This window comes from Arthrobacter sp. P1_B9, from assembly GCF_056406495.1.
This window is the reverse complement of record NZ_JBFUAA010000006.1, coordinates 137,798-153,509: the sequence shown is the minus strand read 5'-3', so window position 1 is coordinate 153,509 and position 15,712 is coordinate 137,798. Positions and strand designations below refer to the sequence as shown.

The window sequence follows — 15,712 nt, the reverse complement described above, 5'->3', positions numbered from 1 at the left end:
TCTGTCACTTCGTTGGATTCCGTCACGTCGTTACTTTCCACTATCGGCTTCTGCCTGAGGGGCTGCGGAGATCAAATCTTGGAGGGTGGTGAGGAGCACGGCTTTGTCCTCGGCGCGGCGCGTCCGGTAGCCGGTGTCGAGTTCGTGGGAACCGAGCATCCAGCTGAGCACCAGCAGGCCGTCCTTTTCCACGAACTTTCCGGCCATGCCGCTTTCCTGCCGCACACCGGTCAGGCATCCGGCCGGGATGAACACCGGGCCGGCGCCCGCGCGCTCGAACAGCACGCCTTCGGGGTGCACGGAGAGCTTGGCGTTGGTGCGGATGCCCAGATTGTGCACGGCGATCCGGTCCAGCCAGTCGCCGGCGGTGGTGGAGGCGACGTACTGGCCGTCGGCGGCGGCCAGCGGGGCGCCGAGTTCGGCGGGAACCTCGGGGAGGGGCTCGACGTCGGACTGGCGGCGCAGGCGGTTACGCCAGCCGACGGCGATGAGGGCAAGCGCGACGCCAATCAGGACGAGCGTGAAGAGCAGGGAGAGGTCCTTGACACTCACGGGCGGCGGCCCGCCGGTCCTGCGTCGAGCGCTTCGGCCGGCCACCGGTACGGGGTGTTGAGTTTTCCGTCGAGAACGGTCGGGTGGCCCTTGAAGAACGTCGCCACTACCTTCCCCGGCAGTTCCCGGCCGGCAAACGGAGAGTTACGGCCCATGGTTGCCATCTTAGAAGGGTCCACGGTCCAGCGCGCAGCCGGGTCCACGAGTATGACGTTGGCAGGCTCCCCGGCCTCGAGCGGGCGGCCCTGGTCCTGGACCCGGCCGATGGCGGCCGGCGCCGTGGAGGTCACGCGGGCAAAATCCTCCCAGCCCATCAGGCCTGTTTCGATCATGGTGTGCTGGACCACGGAGAGCGCGGTTTCCAGCCCGGTCATGCCCATGGCCGCCTGCGCCCACTCGCATTCCTTGTGTTCGCTCGGGTGCGGGGCGTGGTCGGTGCCGACGACGTCGATCGTGCCATCGGCCAGGGCGGCCCGGAGGGCCTGGACATCGGCGTCCGTGCGCAGCGGCGGGTTGACCTTGTAGACGGGGTCGTAGCTGCGGGCGAGCTCATCCGTGAGCCAGAGGTGGTGCGGGGTGACCTCGGCCGTGACGTTGACGCCGCGGGACTTGGCCCAGCGGATGATCTCCACGGACCCGGCCGTGGAGACGTGGCAGACGTGGAGGCGGGACCCGACGTGCTGGGCCAGCAGCACGTCCCGGGCGATGATGCTCTCTTCGGCGACGGCCGGCCAGCCGGCCAGGCCGAGGACGGCGGAGACCTCGCCCTCGTTCATCTGGGCGCCGGCGGTGAGTCGGGGTTCCTGCGCGTGCTGGGCCACGACGCCGTCGAACGCCTTGACGTATTCGAGCGCGCGGCGCATCAGCACCGGATCGTGGACGCAGATGCCGTCGTCGGAGAACACGCGGACGTGGGCGCGGGAGTCGGCCATGGCGCCGAGCTCGGCGAGCTGCTCCCCCGCGAGGCCCACGGTGACTGCTCCCACCGGGCGGACGTCCACCCAGCCGGCGGTCCGGCCAAGGGTGAGGACTTGCTCCACGACGCCGGCGGTGTCCGCCACCGGGGTGCTGTTGGCCATGGCGTGCACGGCCGTGTAGCCGCCCAGGGCGGCGGCGCGGGTGCCGGTTTCGACGGTTTCGGCGTCTTCGCGGCCGGGTTCGCGCAGGTGGGTGTGGATGTCCACCATGCCCGGGAGCGCGACAAGGCCCGCGGCGTCGATTACTGTTGCGTCCCGCACCCCGGCGCCTTCGGCGTCCAGCTGACGGCCGCGGGCGGCGATCACGCCGTCCCGGATCAGGAGGTCCTCGGCTGCTCCGCCCAGGATCGAGGCCCCCCGGATGAGGTAGGCGCCGTTGTTGTCTGCGTTCTGGTGCTGATCGGCCATCAGTGGCTCTCCTGGTGGGAATAAGTGAGGTTCGGAATGGCGGCGTGCGCCGCGGACGCGGCCGCAGAGGCAGACGCAGTGGCAGAAACTGGTGCGGCGGCCGGCTCGCGGTTCTCCCCGGACAGGAGCAGGTACAGTGCCGCCATCCGGACCGAGACGCCGTTGCGTACCTGCGCCAGCACGGTGGAGCGGGGCGAGTCGGCCGCGGCCGCGGAGATTTCCAGCCCGCGGTTCATGGGACCGGGGTGCATGATGATGGTGTCCTTGAGCCCCAGGCTGTCGAGGGCACGGAGCCGGTTGTCGTCGAAGCCCCAGCGCCGCGAGTATTCGCGGGTGGTGGGGAAGAAGGAGGCATTCATCCGTTCGCCCTGGACGCGGAGCATCATCATGGCGTCCACGCCTTGCGCGAGGGTCTCGTCGAGGTCGAAGCTGACGGCGCACGGCCATTTTTCGACGCCGATGGGGAGCAGTGTGGGCGGCGCGACGAGGGTGACCTCGGCGCCGAGGGTGCGCAGCAGCCAGACGTTGGAGCGCGCGACGCGCGAGTGCAGGACGTCACCGGCGATGGCGACGCGCATGCCTTTGAGGTCGGCGCCGGCCGAGGGCGTGCCGGCCAGCTTCGACCAGTGCCGGCGCATCGTGAACGCGTCCAGCAGCGCCTGGGTGGGGTGTTCGTGGGTGCCGTCGCCGGCGTTGATGACGGCGGCGTCGATCCAGTCGGTCGCGGCGAGCCGGTGCGGGGCGCCGGAGGCCCAGTGCCGGATGACCACGGCGTCGGCGCCCATCGCGGCGAGCGTCTGGGCGGTGTCCTTCAGCGACTCGCCCTTGGAGACGGACGAGCCCTTCGCGGCGAAGTTGATGACGTCGGCGGAGAGCCGCTTGGCGGCGGCTTCGAAGGAGATCCGGGTGCGGGTGGAGTCCTCGAAGAAGAGGTTGACCACGGTGCGCCCCCGCAGGGCGGGGAGCTTTTTGACCTCGCGATCCCCCACCGCAGCCATTTCCTCGGCGGTGTCCAGGATGCGGATGGCGTTGTGCAGGCTCAGGTCTTCGGTGGAGAGCAGGTGCCTCATGCGGTGGCCTCGATGACGACCTCATTTACGGGGGCGCCGTCCACCGAGTCGGTTTCCTCGAGCCGGACCCGGACCTTCTCCGATGAGGAGGTAGGCAGGTTCTTGCCGACATGGTCGGCGCGGATGGGCAGTTCCCGATGGCCGCGGTCGATCAGCACGGCGAGGCGGACAATCCGCGGCCGGCCGAGGTCGATGATGGCGTCCAGTGCTGCCCGGATGGTGCGCCCGGAATAGAGGACGTCGTCGATCAGCACCACAACTTTGTTGTCGATGCCCGTGCGCGGCAGCTGGGTGGGGTAGGGCGGCCTGGTGGGCTGGTGCGAGAGGTCGTCGCGGAACATCGTGACGTCGAGTTGGCCGACAATGGCCGCGGCGTCCACGGTGGGATCCGCGGCGGCGATCTTGGCGGCGAGGCGGACGGCGAGGGGATAGCCCCGGCGCGGGATGCCCAGCAGGACGAGGTCCTGGGAGCCCTTGTTGGCCTCAAGAATTTCATGGGCGATACGAGTGAGCGCGCGGTCAATGTCAGCCTGGTTGAGGACAACCCGGGTGAGCACCACCTGCGCCGGACCCGGTGCTGAAGGCACGGAAGTCAAAGCTCGTCTCCCCTTTCCCCGCCTCACGGGACGGAATTAAAAAAGGATTATTTGCTCTTTCAAATTACCACAACGGCACCGCTGCCCCGTCGCCGCCGGAATGCGTTTAACCTCACACGGACATAGGCTCGGTTCCATGACGATGAACGGACCGCGGCCGGGGCATGAGCACCCTGGCGGCCCCCGCCAGGGGCCGCTGCCCCGGCAGGCCAACCCGACGTGGCTGGGGCGTGTCCAGCCCGCGAACTACCAGCTGGCCCCTGCCAACGACGGCGGCCAGCTGCAGCCGGCACTGCCTCCCGCCGGGCCGGCGGGAGGCAGCCCGGGCTGGAAGAACGGCCGCGGTTCCGGCGTATTCGGCCTGGTGATGGCCGGCGGATTCCTGGCGGTCCTCTGCCTCTTCCTGGTGGTGCCCTTCCTGCTGGAAAGGACCGGAATCACCGGCTTTGCCATTGGTTTCGTGGCCTCGCTGGTTCCCCTGGGGACCGTATTGCTGACTGTGCGCTTCATCGACCGCTGGGAACCTGAGCCGAAACCCCTGCTGCTTTTCGCATTTGCCTGGGGAGCCGTCGTCTCGATCGCGGTGACGATGCTGATCCAGCCCTATTTCTCACTGGTGGCCGGGCCCGCCTCGGGACTGGACTATACGACGTTCGCCGTGACGGTCCAGGCGCCGGTGGTGGAGGAATTCGCCAAGTCCCTGGGGCTGCTGTTGCTCGTGCTCTTTGCCCCGAAACACTTCAACGGACCGGTCGACGGCGTGGTGTTCGCCTTCACGATCGCGGCGGGCTTCGCGTTTACCGAGAACATCCTCTACTTCGGCCGCGCCATCGCCGAATCCAGCGATCCCGGCACGGACCTCGCGGTGGTCTTCTTTCTCCGCGGGGTCCTCTCACCCTTCGCCCACGCCATTTTCACGGGTACGACCGGTCTGGTGATGGGCTTCGCCGCCGGCCGCGGGAACACCGGGCTGTCCGTGCTGGCGTTCTTCGCCGGCCTCGTCCCCGCGATGCTGTTGCACAGCGCCTGGAACAGCATGGGCCGGGACTTCCTGGGCCGGTACGTGATGGTGCAGGTGCCGATCTTCCTGCTGGCGGTGCTGGTGATCGCGCTGCTGCGGGTGGCTGAGCGCAGGCTCACGCGTCAGCGGCTGACGGAATACGCGGCCGCGGGCTGGTTTACCTCGGCCGAGGTCGACATGCTGGCCACCGCCGCCGGCCGCCGTTCCGCGCTGCGCTGGGCCAGGTCCACCGGGCGGGGCGTGCAGATGAAGGCGCTGCTCGATGCCGCGACCCAACTCGCCCTCACCCGGCAACGCATCCTCAGCGGCCGGGACGTGCCGGCACACCAGCGCGATGAGCAGCACCAGCTCGCCGGGATCGCCGCGCTCCGGGCCGCCGTCGTCGGTTAGGGACAGTTGGAACCCAGTGGGGCCAGCCCAGCGTGGGCACCCGGGGAAAAGAAAGAACCCCGGCCAGGATGTCCTGGCCGGGGTTCTTCGGGGCACTGAGAGCTTACGCCAGCAGCGAGGGCTTGAGCTGCTGCAGCCGGCCCAGCAGGCCGTTGATGAACGACGGCGACTCGTCCGTGGAGAGCGTCTTGGCCAAGGCCACAGCCTCGCTGACCGCCACGCCGTCCGGGACGTCGTCGTTGTAGAGCAGTTCCCACGTGCCGATCCGCAGGATGATGCGGTCCACGGAGGGCATGCGCTCCAGGGTCCAGCCCTGCGAATAGGTCTCCAGGAATTCGTCGATGGCTACCTGGTGCGAGACCACGCCTTCGACGATTTCGAGGGTGTAGGGGTTGACGATCTGGTCTGTCTGCTCGCGGCGGGACTTCAGCACGTCGAACGCGGAGGCTGAGCGCTGCTCGGCCTCAAAGAGCACATCGAGGGCCCGGTTCCGGGCCTTACCGCGCGCACTCACTAGTCGTTGACCCGGCCGAGGTAGCTGCCGTCGCGGGTGTCGACCTTGACCTTGGTGTTGTTCTCGACGAACAGCGGCACCTGGATCTCGTACCCGGTTTCGAGGGTGGCGGGCTTGGTGCCGGCCGAGGAGCGGTCGCCCTGCAGGCCCGGCTCGGTGTACGTGATCTCGAGGACGACGCTCGGGGGCAGCTCGATGTAGAGCGGGTTGCCTTCGTGGATGGCGATGTTGACCATCTGGTTCTCGAGCATGAAGTTGGTGGCGTCGCCGACGGTGGCGGCCGAGACGGTGAGCTGGTCGAAGTCCGAGGTGTCCATGAAGACGAAGTCGGCGCCGTCCTGGTACAGGTACTGGTAGTCGCGGCGGTCCACCGTGGCGGTCTCAATCTTCAGTCCGGCGTTGAAGGTCTTGTCGACGACCTTGCCGGACATCACGTTGCGCATCTTGGTGCGCACGAACGCGCCACCTTTGCCGGGCTTGACGTGCTGGAACTCGATGATGTTCCAAAGCTGGCCCTCGAGCTTAAGGACGGTTCCGTTCTTGATGTCGTTAGTGGTTGCCACTGTATCCTCTTAGTTTCTCTCTGGTTCCATCAGGCCGGTGCTATCGGCCGGACGATCTATGCCGGGCCGGCATGCCAAGCGGGCCGCCAGCGCGTATTTGTCAAAAATCCAAGATCTATTCTACCGGTTCCGGCGGACAGCTGCCTGACGCAGGCTCAGGACTGCTGTTCCAGGACGTCCCTGGCGCGCTGCAACGCAACGGTGGAGGCATAGATGAGGGCCGCGTCGGCGGACCCGGCGACGCGCAGATCCAGTGCCTTGGCGAAGGATTCGACGGCGGCGCCGATGTTCCCGCCGGCGAAGTAGGACCGGCCGAGGTGCTGGCGGACGGCGCCCTCCTCCAGGGTGCCCTGGGTCTCGGCGAGGAGTTGGCGGAACACCTCCACCGCCCGGTCGAACCGGTTCGAGACCCGGAGCACGTCCGCCTCGAAGATCCGCAGCCGGAGCGAGCCGGGGTCCTTGTAGCGGGCCTCGGCGAGGAGCTCGGCGGCTTCGGCCGCGTGCCCTTCTACGAGCCGGACCAGGATCAGGTCCCCGGGGTCTGTCGAGGCCGCCAGGGCCTCGGCCATGACCTCGTCATTGACGACCTGGGGCATCAGGGACTGCGGGTTGATCCGGATCCCGGGAAATCCCGCGTCCGGCCACTCGCTCGTGCCGCCCTTGACCATGTGCATCAGGAGGCAATCTCCTGGTAGGCGGCAAACAGCAGGGACGTGTCCGGGACATCGAGGATGCCGGGCCGGCCAACGCCGTCGAGCACCACGAACCGCAGCAGGTCACCGCGGGATTTCTTGTCCCGGCGCATGCCGTCCAGGAGGGCCTGCCAGCGGTCGCGGCGGTACGTGATGGGAAGCCCGAGGCTTTCCAGGATGCTCCGGTGCCTGTCGGCGTCGGCGTCGCTGAGCCGGCCGACGCTGCGGGCGAGCTCGGCGGCGAACATCATGCCCACGGAGACGGCGGCGCCGTGCCGCCAGGAGTAGCGCTCGGCGAGTTCGATCGCGTGGCCCAGGGTGTGGCCGTAGTTCAGGATCTCGCGCTGGCCGGTTTCCTTCAGGTCCTCGGACACCACCCGGGCTTTGACGCTGATGGCGCGTTCGATCAGTTCGCGCAGGATGTCCGAGCGCGGATCGGAAACCGCGGACGGGTCCTTCTCGATCAGGTCCAGGATGGCCGGGTCGGCGATGAAGCCGCACTTGATGACCTCGGCCATGCCGGAGATGATCTCGTTCTTCGGCAGCGTCTCCAGCGTGTCGAGGTCCGCGAGGACACCGGCCGGCGGGTGGAACGCGCCCACCAGGTTCTTGCCCTCGGCGGTGTTGATGCCGGTCTTGCCGCCGACCGAGGCGTCCACCATGCCCAGCAGGCTCGTGGGCATGTGGATGACCTTCACGCCGCGCAGCCAGGTCGCGGCGACAAAGCCGGCCAGGTCGGTGACGGCGCCGCCGCCGACGGCGACGATGGCATCGGAGCGGGTGAAGTCGTTCTGCCCCAGCACCTGCCAGCAGAACGAGGCGACCTCGATGTGTTTGCCCTCTTCGGCGTCGGGGATTTCTGCGGTCAGCGCGGTGAACCCGGCGGCGGCCAGCTCTTCCCGGACGGTGTCCCCGGTCAACCGCAGCGCACGGGGGTGGATGACCAGGACGCGCTTGACGCGCTCACCCAGCAGGCCCGGCAGGCTTGCCAGAAGGCCGCGGCCCACTACGACGTCGTAGTTCTCACCCGGCGTTTGTCCGGTGACTTTGATGACGGTTGATTCGGTACTCACTATTCAACTTCCTTTGTCGACGCCGGAWTGGGCACCGCCGCGGCCTTAGCCGCGGCGCGCTCCCCCAGCGCATCTTCCAGCCGGTGAGCCAGCTCCGGAACGCTGCCGCGCCGGACATCGAGGACGAGGTCGGCGAGCCGTTCGTAGACCGGCTGCCGGGTGGCGAACAAGGTCCGCCACCGGCCCATGGCGTCGCCGGCCAGGAGCGGCCGGCCCGAATTTCTGGCGATGCGTTCCGCCACAGTCTCGGCGTCGCATTCGAGGTAAACAACGGTACAGCGGCCCAGGAGCTGCTGCGTACCGGAATCAAGGACGGCCCCGCCGCCGAGCGAAATGACGGCGGTGCCGCCCTGTGCCTCTTCGATGGCCTGGGCCACGGCCCGGGCCTCCATCTCGCGGAAGGCGTGCTCGCCACGGCTGGCGAAGATCTCGGCGATCGTCCCGTGCTGGGCCACCACGAGGGCGTCGGTGTCCATGAAGGCGCACCCCAAGTGCTCGGCGAGCTGCTGTCCGATCGCCGATTTGCCCACGGCCATCGGTCCGATCAGGACCACCGGCCCAACGTTATTTGCCGCGGGCGCCGCCGCGGCGGAGGGCCCGTCGGTTTTCCCGGCCGGCACTAGTGGCCGATCGAGTCCAGGGACGCCGGAATGCTGTCCAGGTAACCCTTGATGTTGCGCGCGGTCTCCTGCACGGAGTCACCGCCGAATTTTTCCGCGACCGCTTCGGCGATCACGAGGGCCACCATGGCCTCGGCCACCACGCCGGCGGCCGGCACGGCACAGACGTCGGAGCGCTGGTGGTGGGCCTTGGCGGCCTCCCCCGTGCTGACGTCGACCGTCCTGAGCGCGCGGGGTACGGTGGCGATCGGTTTCATGGCGGCACGGACGCGCAGGACATCGCCGATGCTCATGCCGCCCTCGATCCCGCCTGCGCGGTTGGAGGTACGGATGATCTTGCCGTCCGCGTCCTTGATGATCTCGTCGTGGGCGGCGGAGCCCCGGCGCGCGGCGGTAAGGAAGCCGTCGCCAACTTCAACGCCCTTGATGGCCTGGATGCCCATGAGGGCCGCCGCCAGACGCGAGTCGAGGCGCCGGTCCCAGTGCACGTAGCTGCCGAGTCCCGGCGGGAGGCCGTAGGCAAGCACTTCGACGACGCCGCCGAGGGTCTCGCCTTCCTTGTGCGCGACGTCGACCTCGGCCACCATGGCGTCCGAGGTTTCGCGGTCGAAGCAGCGCAGCGGGTCGGCATCCAGGGCGATCACGTTCCCCGGCACCGGCAGCGGCCGGCCCTCCGGCACGGCGACGCTGGCGATGGATACGGTGTGGGAGACGAGCTCGATGCCGAGCTGCTTGAGGAAGGCCGCGGCGACCGTGCCGAGCGCCACCCTCGTGGCCGTCTCGCGGGCGCTGGCGCGCTCCAGGACCGGGCGGGCCTCGTCGAAGCCGTATTTCTGCATGCCGGTGAAGTCTGCGTGGCCGGGCCGCGGGCGCGTCAGCGGGGCGTTCCGGGCCTGGTCGGCCAGGATTTCGGGCTCCACGGGATCGGAGGACATGATCTGTTCCCACTTGGGCCATTCGGTGTTGCCGACCTGGATGGCGACGGGGCCGCCCTGGGTCAGGCCGTGGCGGACTCCGCCGAGGATCGTGACCACGTCCTGCTCGAATTTCATCCGGGCGCCGCGGCCATAGCCGAGCCGGCGGCGGGCCAGCGCCTCGCTGATGTGGGCGCTGGTGAGTTCCACACCGGCGGGCACGCCTTCAATTATTCCGACCAGTGCCGGGCCATGGGATTCTCCGGCAGTCAACCAACGCAACATACATTCCATCCTGCCATGTCGGGCGGTTAGAACACCCGTCGGGGCGCCCCGACTGCGTCACACATCACATCTGTGACACCGGCAGGGAGGGCCCCGCCCAGCCCGGTGAAGTGCCGTACCTGCTCCACGGCCTGGTAGATCAGCATTTCCAGTCCGGGGACCACCGTGCCGCCGGCTTCCTGCCAGACCGCGGCGATCCGGCTGGGCCATGGATCATAGGCGACGTCCAGGAGGATGCCCGGGCTGCCATGCGGAGGCGGTTCTCCTGGACGTTTCGCCGCCAGTTCTTCGGCCAGTTCCGCGGCCAGTGCGTCTGCCGCGCGGGGCGGCAGCGTGGAGATGACGACGTCGGCCGCGGCGACGGCGGCTGCCGCCCCGGCGAGGGGAAGCACCCGGATGGGGACGCCGACGGCGGCGGAGGCCGCGTGGGCCTCTGCCGCACGGCTGACATCGCGGACGAACACTTCGGCGGACACCGACCCCAATTCCTTGAGCGCCGCGATGGCTGCTGCCGCGGTCCCGCCCCCGCCGAGGATCACGGCGGTGGGCGCCGAGGCTGCCCCCGCGTGCCGGAGCGCGTTGACGATTCCGGTGACGTCGGTGTTGTACGCGACCAATCGCGTGTGGCCGGCACTGCCGTCGTCGGATTCGAACGCAACCGTGTTGACGACCCCGAGGGCGCGCCCCACGCCACGGACCTCGTCCACTTCCGCCACCATGGCCGATTTGAGCGGCATGGTGACCGAGAGGCCGCGCCAGGAACCGTCAGCGCGCGCCTCGTCCCTGACCTGCCTCATAAAATCGGGCAGGGCGGCCTCGGTCACGTCAATGGCGGAGTAGGCGATATCCACGCCGAGGTGGGCGTACGCGGCGCGGTGCAGCGCGGGCGACTTCGAATGGCTGATGGGATGCCCGAGGACGGCCGCCCGCAGCGTCATACGCAGCGTCCCGGGTTGGCCTCGCACCAGGCGTTGTACTGCGCCACGTAGCCGTTGTGTTCCGCCAGGGTCTTGGAGAACTTGGTCTCCTTGGTGTCCAGGTTGATGGTGACCCAGTAGAGGAAGCTGTTGGACTTGGGCTTGGCGGCGGCGTCAATTGCCGTCTTGCCGGGGGAACCGATGGGTCCGGCGGGCAGCCCCTGGTTGGCGTAGGTGTTGTAAGGGTTCGACTTGTCAGCCTTCTGGGCCTCGTCGATGTGGAAGCTGCGGATGCCCAGGCCGTAGGTGACGGTGGCATCGGACTGGATGAGCCCGTTGGTCTCGGTGTTGTTGGGCTTGAGGCGGTTGTAGATGGCGCCGGCGACGTCACCATATTCGGCCTGGCCGCCTTCGGCCTGGACGATGCTGGCCACCGTCACGACGTCGTACTGTTTCGCGGGATCGGTAACGCCCTGGGCCTTGAGTTCATCCTGGGTGCTGCCGACGAGCTTCTGCAAAATGTCCTTGGCGGAGGAGCCCAACGGGAAGCGGTACTCTCCCGGCGCCAGGTAGCCCTCGAGGTTCTTTGCTTTGGCCGGGACACCGAACTGTGCGGGCGCATCGCTGAGCGCTTTCAGGTCCTGAACAGGAATCCCGGTGCCCTCGGAAATCGCCTGCAGGGATTCGCCGATCCGCAGCCCGGCGCTGAGCGCAAAGTACATGACCTTGCTCTGGCCCTTGTTGAGCAGGACATCCACGGCATCGGAGTTCTTCATTTCCTGGCGCATCGAGAACGTGCCGGGGTTCAGGGCACCGCCGGAAGCGGTGAACTCCTTGAGGAAGGTGTCCGCGTTGGCCACGACCTTTTTCGACTGAAGTTCGGTGGCCACGGACCGCGTTCCGGCGCCGGGTTCGATCGTGATGGTGACTTCACCGGTTCCGGGGCCGGGGTAGTCGGCCATGGTGTCTCCGCCGAGGAGGGGCTTGAGGAACTGTGCGCCGACGGCGATTGCGACGACGAAGACCGTCAGGGTCAGCACCAGTGCCAGGAAGCGGCGCCTACGGCGGACCTTCTTGGACGGTCCCTTGTCGTAGCGGGCTGCTCCGGCCATCAGCTCCTCGCCCGGGTCGCCGTGGTACTCGGCTTCCGGGTGCGGCTGTGCCTGGGGGTCACCGGAGTTGCCGTAGAGATGGTGGGCCTCGTCGTGGGGGTGCGGAGCGTAGCCATCGTGGACGCCGGCGTCCTGGGCAGCCGCATCGTGGCTGGCCGCGTAGCCGAGGCCGCCCGCTGACGCATAGACGACGTCCTCGTGGCCAGCGTCTTCTCGGACGGGCTCGTCGCGGGAAGGTGCTTCGTGGACTGGTACGTCGCGGACAGGGATCAGCTGGGTGAAGTCTTCTTGCACCGGCTCTTCACGCACGGCTTCTTCGCGCACGGGCTCTTCGCGCACGGGCTCTTCACGCACGGCTTCTTCGCGCAGGGGCTCTTCGTGCACCGGCTCTTCGCGCACGGGCTCTTCACGCACGGCTTCTTCGTGCACGGTCGGTGCCGCGTCGGGAAGTTCCGGTGCGGACTGCGGCAGGCTGTCCTCTGCCGGTGCCGGCGTTGGTGCCGGTGCCGGCGTCGGAACGTCCGGTCCCGCCTCAAAAGCCTGCGGCGGGATCACGTTGTGGCCCTGGGTGGCCAGAAGCTTTTCCCGGGCCCGGATTTCTTTGCGCGTCAGCGGTCGGCCGGCGCCACCAAGGGCGTCACCGGAGGAGTCATCACTGTTGACCGGGCTCACTGTAGCCTTCCATGTTCTGAAGAGTGCGTCTGTACTGCCGGGCCGGTCTGTGCGCCGCCTCCGGTCGGCCCCGGCGCAGACTCCGCGTACACGCGGTTTCCGACCTCCGTTCCCCTGGCCTTTTGCATATCAATCGCATGTTGCAGAATACCTGCCGCCGCAACCTGATCAACAACTGTACGGTGATTCCTGCTGCTCATGCCAGCTTCGTGCAGGTTGCGGTGGGCGCTCACGGTGCTGAGCCGTTCGTCAACCAGGCGCACGGGCACCTCGGATCCGGCGTCCTGCAGGGCCAGTACCAGCAGCTGTGCGTACTCGGTCGCCATCCTGGCGGAGGCGTGCTCTTCGCCTTTCATGGTGCGCGGCAGTCCCACGAAAATCTCCACGGCGCCCAGTTCCGCGGCCAGGGCGGCCAGGATTCGCACGTCAGTGTTCTTTTTCACGTTCCGCGCCAGAGTGCGCAGCGGCGTCGCCAGGATTCCGTCGGGGTCGCAGACGGCCACGCCCACACGGACGGTGCCGACGTCCACCCCGAGCTTCACGCCCCGGGGATAGACGCCGGCAACAGCAGCTTCAGACACGTGGGATCCGCTATCGCCTGGTAATGGCGTCCACGACGGCGCCGAGGGCAGCACCGACCTTGGCGGCGTCGGTCCCGCCGCCCTGAGCGACGTCGTCCTTGCCGCCACCGCCGCCGCCGAGGATGCCTGCGGCGAGGCGCACCAGGGCACCGGCCTTGACTCCGGCTGCCCGGGCGGCTTCGTTGGTGGCGATCAGGATCACGGGACGGTCGTTGCTGACTCCGGCCACCGCGACGGCGGCGGGCTCGGATCCGAGACGCGTCCGCAGGTCCAGGGCCAGGCCGCGCAGGTCATCCGCGCCGCTGACCTGGCCGGCGTCGTGCGCGATGACCTTGACGCCGGCGGCATCCTGGGCGGTGCCGACCAGCTGGGCTGCGGCGGCCGTGAGCTGCTCCTTGCGCAGCCGCTCGAGTTCCTTCTCTGCCGTCTTGAGCTTGGTCAGGGTGCTGGAAATCCGGTCCGCCAGCAGCCCGGAGGGAACCTTCAGCATTTCCGTGAGCTCGGTGACGAGCGCCCGCTCCGCGGCCAGGTGCCGGAACGCGTCCATGCCCACGAAGGCTTCGACACGGCGGTTTCCTGAGCCGACCGACTGTTCGCCGAGCAGTGACAGGCTGCCGATCAGCGAGGTGTTCTCGACGTGGGTGCCGCCGCAGAGTTCCCGGGACCAGGCGCCGTCGATTTCCACGACGCGGACCTCGTTGCCGTAGTTCTCGCCGAACAGTGCCATGGCGCCGAGCGCCTTGGCCTCGGCGAGCCCCATGATCTTGGTTTCCACCTGGAAGTTGTTGCGGATGGCGATGTTGGAGACTTCCTCGATCTCGGACCGGGTGGCGGCGCTCAGGCCCTCACCCCAGGCGAAGTCGAAGCGCAGGTAGCCGGCCTTGTTGAAGGAGCCGCGCTGCAGGGCCTCCGGGCCGAGGATCTGGTGCAGGGCAGCGTGCACAATGTGCGTGCCGGTGTGGGCCTGCTCAGCGGCGTGGCGGCGTTCCCGGTCCACGGCGGCCTGAACCAGCGAGTCGGCACCGATTTCGCCTTCGCGGACGATTGCCTTGTGGACGCTGAGGCCCTTGACGGGGCGCTGGACATCCAGGACCTCGACGACGAAGCCGTCGCCGGTGATCAGCCCGGTGTCAGCAGCCTGGCCGCCGGCTTCGGCGTAGAACGGCGTCTCGGCCAGGACCAGTTCGATTTCATCGCCGGTCGAGGCCTGGGCGACCTTCCGGCCGCCGGAGAGAATGCCGCGGACCTTGGACTCGCCCTGGAGCTCGGTGTAGCCGGTGAAGACTGTCTCGCCGGCGGACAGCAGCTCCTGGAAGGCGCTGAGGTCAGCGTGCGACCCCTTCTTGCCCTTGGCGTCGGCCTGGGCGCGCTGGCGCTGCTCGAGCATGAGCTTGCGGAACTCGGGCTCGTCGACTTTCAGCCCGGCCTCTTCGGCCATTTCCAGGGTGAGGTCGATCGGGAAGCCGTAGGTGTCGTGCAGGGCAAAGGCGTCGGCGCCGGAGAGCGGCTGGTTGGCGGCCTTGGATTCCTTGACGGCGTCCTCGAGGCGGGCGGTGCCGGAGGCGATGGTGCGCAGGAACGCCTTCTCTTCGGCGTAGGCAATCCGGCTGATGCGTTCGAAGTCGGTCTCGACGATCGGGTAGACACCCTTCATGGCGTCCCGCGAGGCCGGCAGCAGTTCCGGCAGGCAGGCTTTTTCGACGCCGAGCAGGCGCATGGAGCGGACGGCCCGGCGGATCAGGCGGCGCAGCACGTAGCCGCGGCCCTCGTTGGAGGGGGTCACGCCGTCGGCGATCAGCATGAGGGCCGAGCGGATGTGGTCGGCAACGACGCGCATGCGGACGTCGTCCGTGTGGTGCGGGTCCTCGGCGGACTCCGCGGAGGTGTACTCCCGGCCGGAGAGGGCCGCGGCCCTGTCGATCACGGGGCGGACCTGGTCCGTCTCGTACATGTTCTCGACGTCCTGGAGGATCATCGCGAGGCGCTCCATGCCCAGGCCCGTGTCGATGTTCTTCTTGGGCAGTTCTCCGGTGATGTCGAAATCCACCTTGGAGCGGACGTTGTCGATCTGGTACTGCATGAACACGAGGTTCCAGATCTCGACGTAGCGGTTTTCATCGGCGATGGGGCCGCCCTCGACGCCGTAGGACGGGCCGCGGTCGTAGTAGATCTCCGAGCAGGGACCGGCGGGGCCGGGCTGGCCGGTGGACCAGTAGTTGTCGGACTTGCCCATGCGCTGGATCCGCTCGGCCGGCATGCCGGTGTTCTTCAGCCACAGCTGCTCGGCCTCGTCGTCCTCTTCATAGACGGTGACCCAGAGCCGCTCCGGCGGCAGTCCGTACCCGCCGTCGTCCACGCTGGTGGTCAGGAGCTCCCACGCGAACTTGATGGCGTCTTCCTTGAAGTAGTCGCCAAAGGAGAAGTTGCCGCACATCTGGAAGAACGTGCCGTGGCGGGCGGTTTTGCCCACTTCCTCGATGTCACCGGTCCGGATGCACTTCTGCACACTGGTGGCCCGCTGGTAGGGGGCCTCCTCACGGGCGGTCAGGTACGGGATGAACGGGACCATGCCGGCGACCGTAAACAGCAGGGACGGGTCGCTGGAGACCAGGGAGGCGGAGGGCACGGCGGTGTGCCCCTTGCTGACAAAAAAGTCGATCCAGCGCTTGGTGATCTCCTGCGACTTCATGAGCTGTTTTCTTACCCTTCAATATTCACTGCGTTATGTGGCCCGCGTCTGTGCTGCGCGGGACAA

General features: G+C 68.0%; 15 protein-coding genes. 1 reads left to right on the top strand and 14 read right to left on the bottom strand.

Annotated features, from left to right (window positions below; all coding sequences use genetic code 11):
* Nucleotides 1-30: 30 nt before the first annotated feature.
* The 4 genes from AC1D1A_RS10815 to pyrR are packed head-to-tail and all read right to left on the bottom strand — an operon-like array spanning nt 31 to nt 3,603.
* The gene (locus AC1D1A_RS10815; RefSeq protein WP_476849297.1) at nt 31-552 is read right to left on the bottom strand and encodes a PH-like domain-containing protein; all 522 of its coding nucleotides are present in this window, start codon (nt 550-552) and stop codon (nt 31-33) included.
* Nucleotides 549-1,937: a dihydroorotase gene (locus tag AC1D1A_RS10810; RefSeq protein WP_223916683.1), complete on the bottom strand. Its 1,389-nt coding sequence runs from the start codon at nt 1,935-1,937 to the stop codon at nt 549-551. Before AC1D1A_RS10810 ends, AC1D1A_RS10815 begins: the two co-directional genes overlap by 4 nt.
* On the bottom strand, nt 1,937-3,007 hold the full coding sequence (locus tag AC1D1A_RS10805; protein ID WP_476947720.1) for an aspartate carbamoyltransferase catalytic subunit: 1,071 nt from the start codon (nt 3,005-3,007) through the stop codon (nt 1,937-1,939). Before AC1D1A_RS10805 ends, AC1D1A_RS10810 begins: the two co-directional genes overlap by 1 nt.
* Nucleotides 3,004-3,603, bottom strand: coding sequence for a bifunctional pyr operon transcriptional regulator/uracil phosphoribosyltransferase PyrR (pyrR, locus tag AC1D1A_RS10800; RefSeq protein WP_026537264.1), 600 nt, complete (start codon nt 3,601-3,603; stop codon nt 3,004-3,006). Before pyrR ends, AC1D1A_RS10805 begins: the two co-directional genes overlap by 4 nt.
* 136 nt (nt 3,604-3,739) lie before the next feature.
* On the opposite strand from pyrR, the gene AC1D1A_RS10795 reads away from it, so the two are divergent.
* Nucleotides 3,740-5,014 carry a PrsW family intramembrane metalloprotease gene (locus AC1D1A_RS10795; RefSeq protein ID WP_476947719.1) on the top strand — a complete coding sequence of 425 codons (1,275 nt, stop codon included), beginning with the start codon at nt 3,740-3,742 and terminating at the stop codon, nt 5,012-5,014.
* Nucleotides 5,015-5,117: 103 nt separating this feature from the next.
* On the opposite strand, the gene nusB is transcribed toward AC1D1A_RS10795, so the two are convergent.
* The 10 genes from nusB to alaS form a co-directional block, all read right to left on the bottom strand.
* Nucleotides 5,118-5,528, bottom strand: a complete 411-nt coding sequence (nusB, locus tag AC1D1A_RS10790; RefSeq protein ID WP_018773145.1) for a transcription antitermination factor NusB — start codon at nt 5,526-5,528, stop codon at nt 5,118-5,120.
* A complete protein-coding gene (efp, locus tag AC1D1A_RS10785) occupies nt 5,528-6,091 on the bottom strand; it encodes an elongation factor P (protein WP_018773146.1) in 564 nt (187 codons plus the stop codon). Before efp ends, nusB begins: the two co-directional genes overlap by 1 nt.
* Nucleotides 6,092-6,246: 155 nt before the next feature.
* Complete coding sequence (locus AC1D1A_RS10780; protein WP_476870918.1) at nt 6,247-6,765, bottom strand: tetratricopeptide repeat protein; 519 nt, start codon at nt 6,763-6,765, stop codon at nt 6,247-6,249.
* The gene (gene aroB, locus AC1D1A_RS10775; protein ID WP_079554549.1) at nt 6,765-7,856 is read right to left on the bottom strand and encodes a 3-dehydroquinate synthase; all 1,092 of its coding nucleotides are present in this window, start codon (nt 7,854-7,856) and stop codon (nt 6,765-6,767) included. Before aroB ends, AC1D1A_RS10780 begins: the two co-directional genes overlap by 1 nt.
* Complete coding sequence (locus AC1D1A_RS10770; protein WP_476947718.1) at nt 7,856-8,410, bottom strand: shikimate kinase; 555 nt, start codon at nt 8,408-8,410, stop codon at nt 7,856-7,858. The genes aroB and AC1D1A_RS10770 overlap by 1 nt, the downstream gene beginning before the upstream one ends.
* Before the next feature lie 65 nt (nt 8,411-8,475).
* The gene (aroC, locus tag AC1D1A_RS10765; protein ID WP_476947717.1) at nt 8,476-9,675 is read right to left on the bottom strand and encodes a chorismate synthase; all 1,200 of its coding nucleotides are present in this window, start codon (nt 9,673-9,675) and stop codon (nt 8,476-8,478) included.
* 26 nt (nt 9,676-9,701) lie between these two features.
* Nucleotides 9,702-10,613, bottom strand: coding sequence for a shikimate dehydrogenase (locus AC1D1A_RS10760; RefSeq protein ID WP_476870920.1), 912 nt, complete (start codon nt 10,611-10,613; stop codon nt 9,702-9,704).
* Nucleotides 10,610-12,376 (bottom strand): endolytic transglycosylase MltG, encoded by a 1,767-nt coding sequence (gene mltG / locus AC1D1A_RS10755; protein WP_476947716.1) that lies wholly within the window; start codon nt 12,374-12,376, stop codon nt 10,610-10,612. The genes AC1D1A_RS10760 and mltG overlap by 4 nt, the downstream gene beginning before the upstream one ends.
* Nucleotides 12,373-12,957, bottom strand: coding sequence for a Holliday junction resolvase RuvX (gene ruvX, locus AC1D1A_RS10750; protein WP_223916695.1), 585 nt, complete (start codon nt 12,955-12,957; stop codon nt 12,373-12,375). The genes mltG and ruvX overlap by 4 nt, the downstream gene beginning before the upstream one ends.
* A gap of 10 nt (nt 12,958-12,967) precedes the next feature.
* Nucleotides 12,968-15,646 carry an alanine--tRNA ligase gene (gene alaS / locus AC1D1A_RS10745; RefSeq protein ID WP_476870922.1) on the bottom strand — a complete coding sequence of 893 codons (2,679 nt, stop codon included), beginning with the start codon at nt 15,644-15,646 and terminating at the stop codon, nt 12,968-12,970.
* Nucleotides 15,647-15,712: the final 66 nt, after the last annotated feature.

What these genes read in the sequence shown, in the direction of transcription:
- AC1D1A_RS10810 (WP_223916683.1), bottom strand. Translation starts at nt 1,937, where the DNA reads ATGGCCGATCAGCACCAGAACGCAGACAACAACGGCGCCTACCTCATC.
- AC1D1A_RS10805 (WP_476947720.1), bottom strand. Translation starts at nt 3,007, where the DNA reads ATGAGGCACCTGCTCTCCACCGAAGACCTGAGCCTGCACAACGCCATC.
- AC1D1A_RS10795 (WP_476947719.1), top strand. Translation starts at nt 3,740, where the DNA reads ATGACGATGAACGGACCGCGGCCGGGGCATGAGCACCCTGGCGGCCCC.
- AC1D1A_RS10780 (WP_476870918.1), bottom strand. Translation starts at nt 6,765, where the DNA reads ATGCACATGGTCAAGGGCGGCACGAGCGAGTGGCCGGACGCGGGATTT.
- AC1D1A_RS10760 (WP_476870920.1), bottom strand. Translation starts at nt 10,613, where the DNA reads ATGACGCTGCGGGCGGCCGTCCTCGGGCATCCCATCAGCCATTCGAAG.
- aroC (WP_476947717.1), bottom strand. Translation starts at nt 9,675, where the DNA reads ATGTTGCGTTGGTTGACTGCCGGAGAATCCCATGGCCCGGCACTGGTC.
- alaS (WP_476870922.1), bottom strand. Translation starts at nt 15,646, where the DNA reads ATGAAGTCGCAGGAGATCACCAAGCGCTGGATCGACTTTTTTGTCAGC.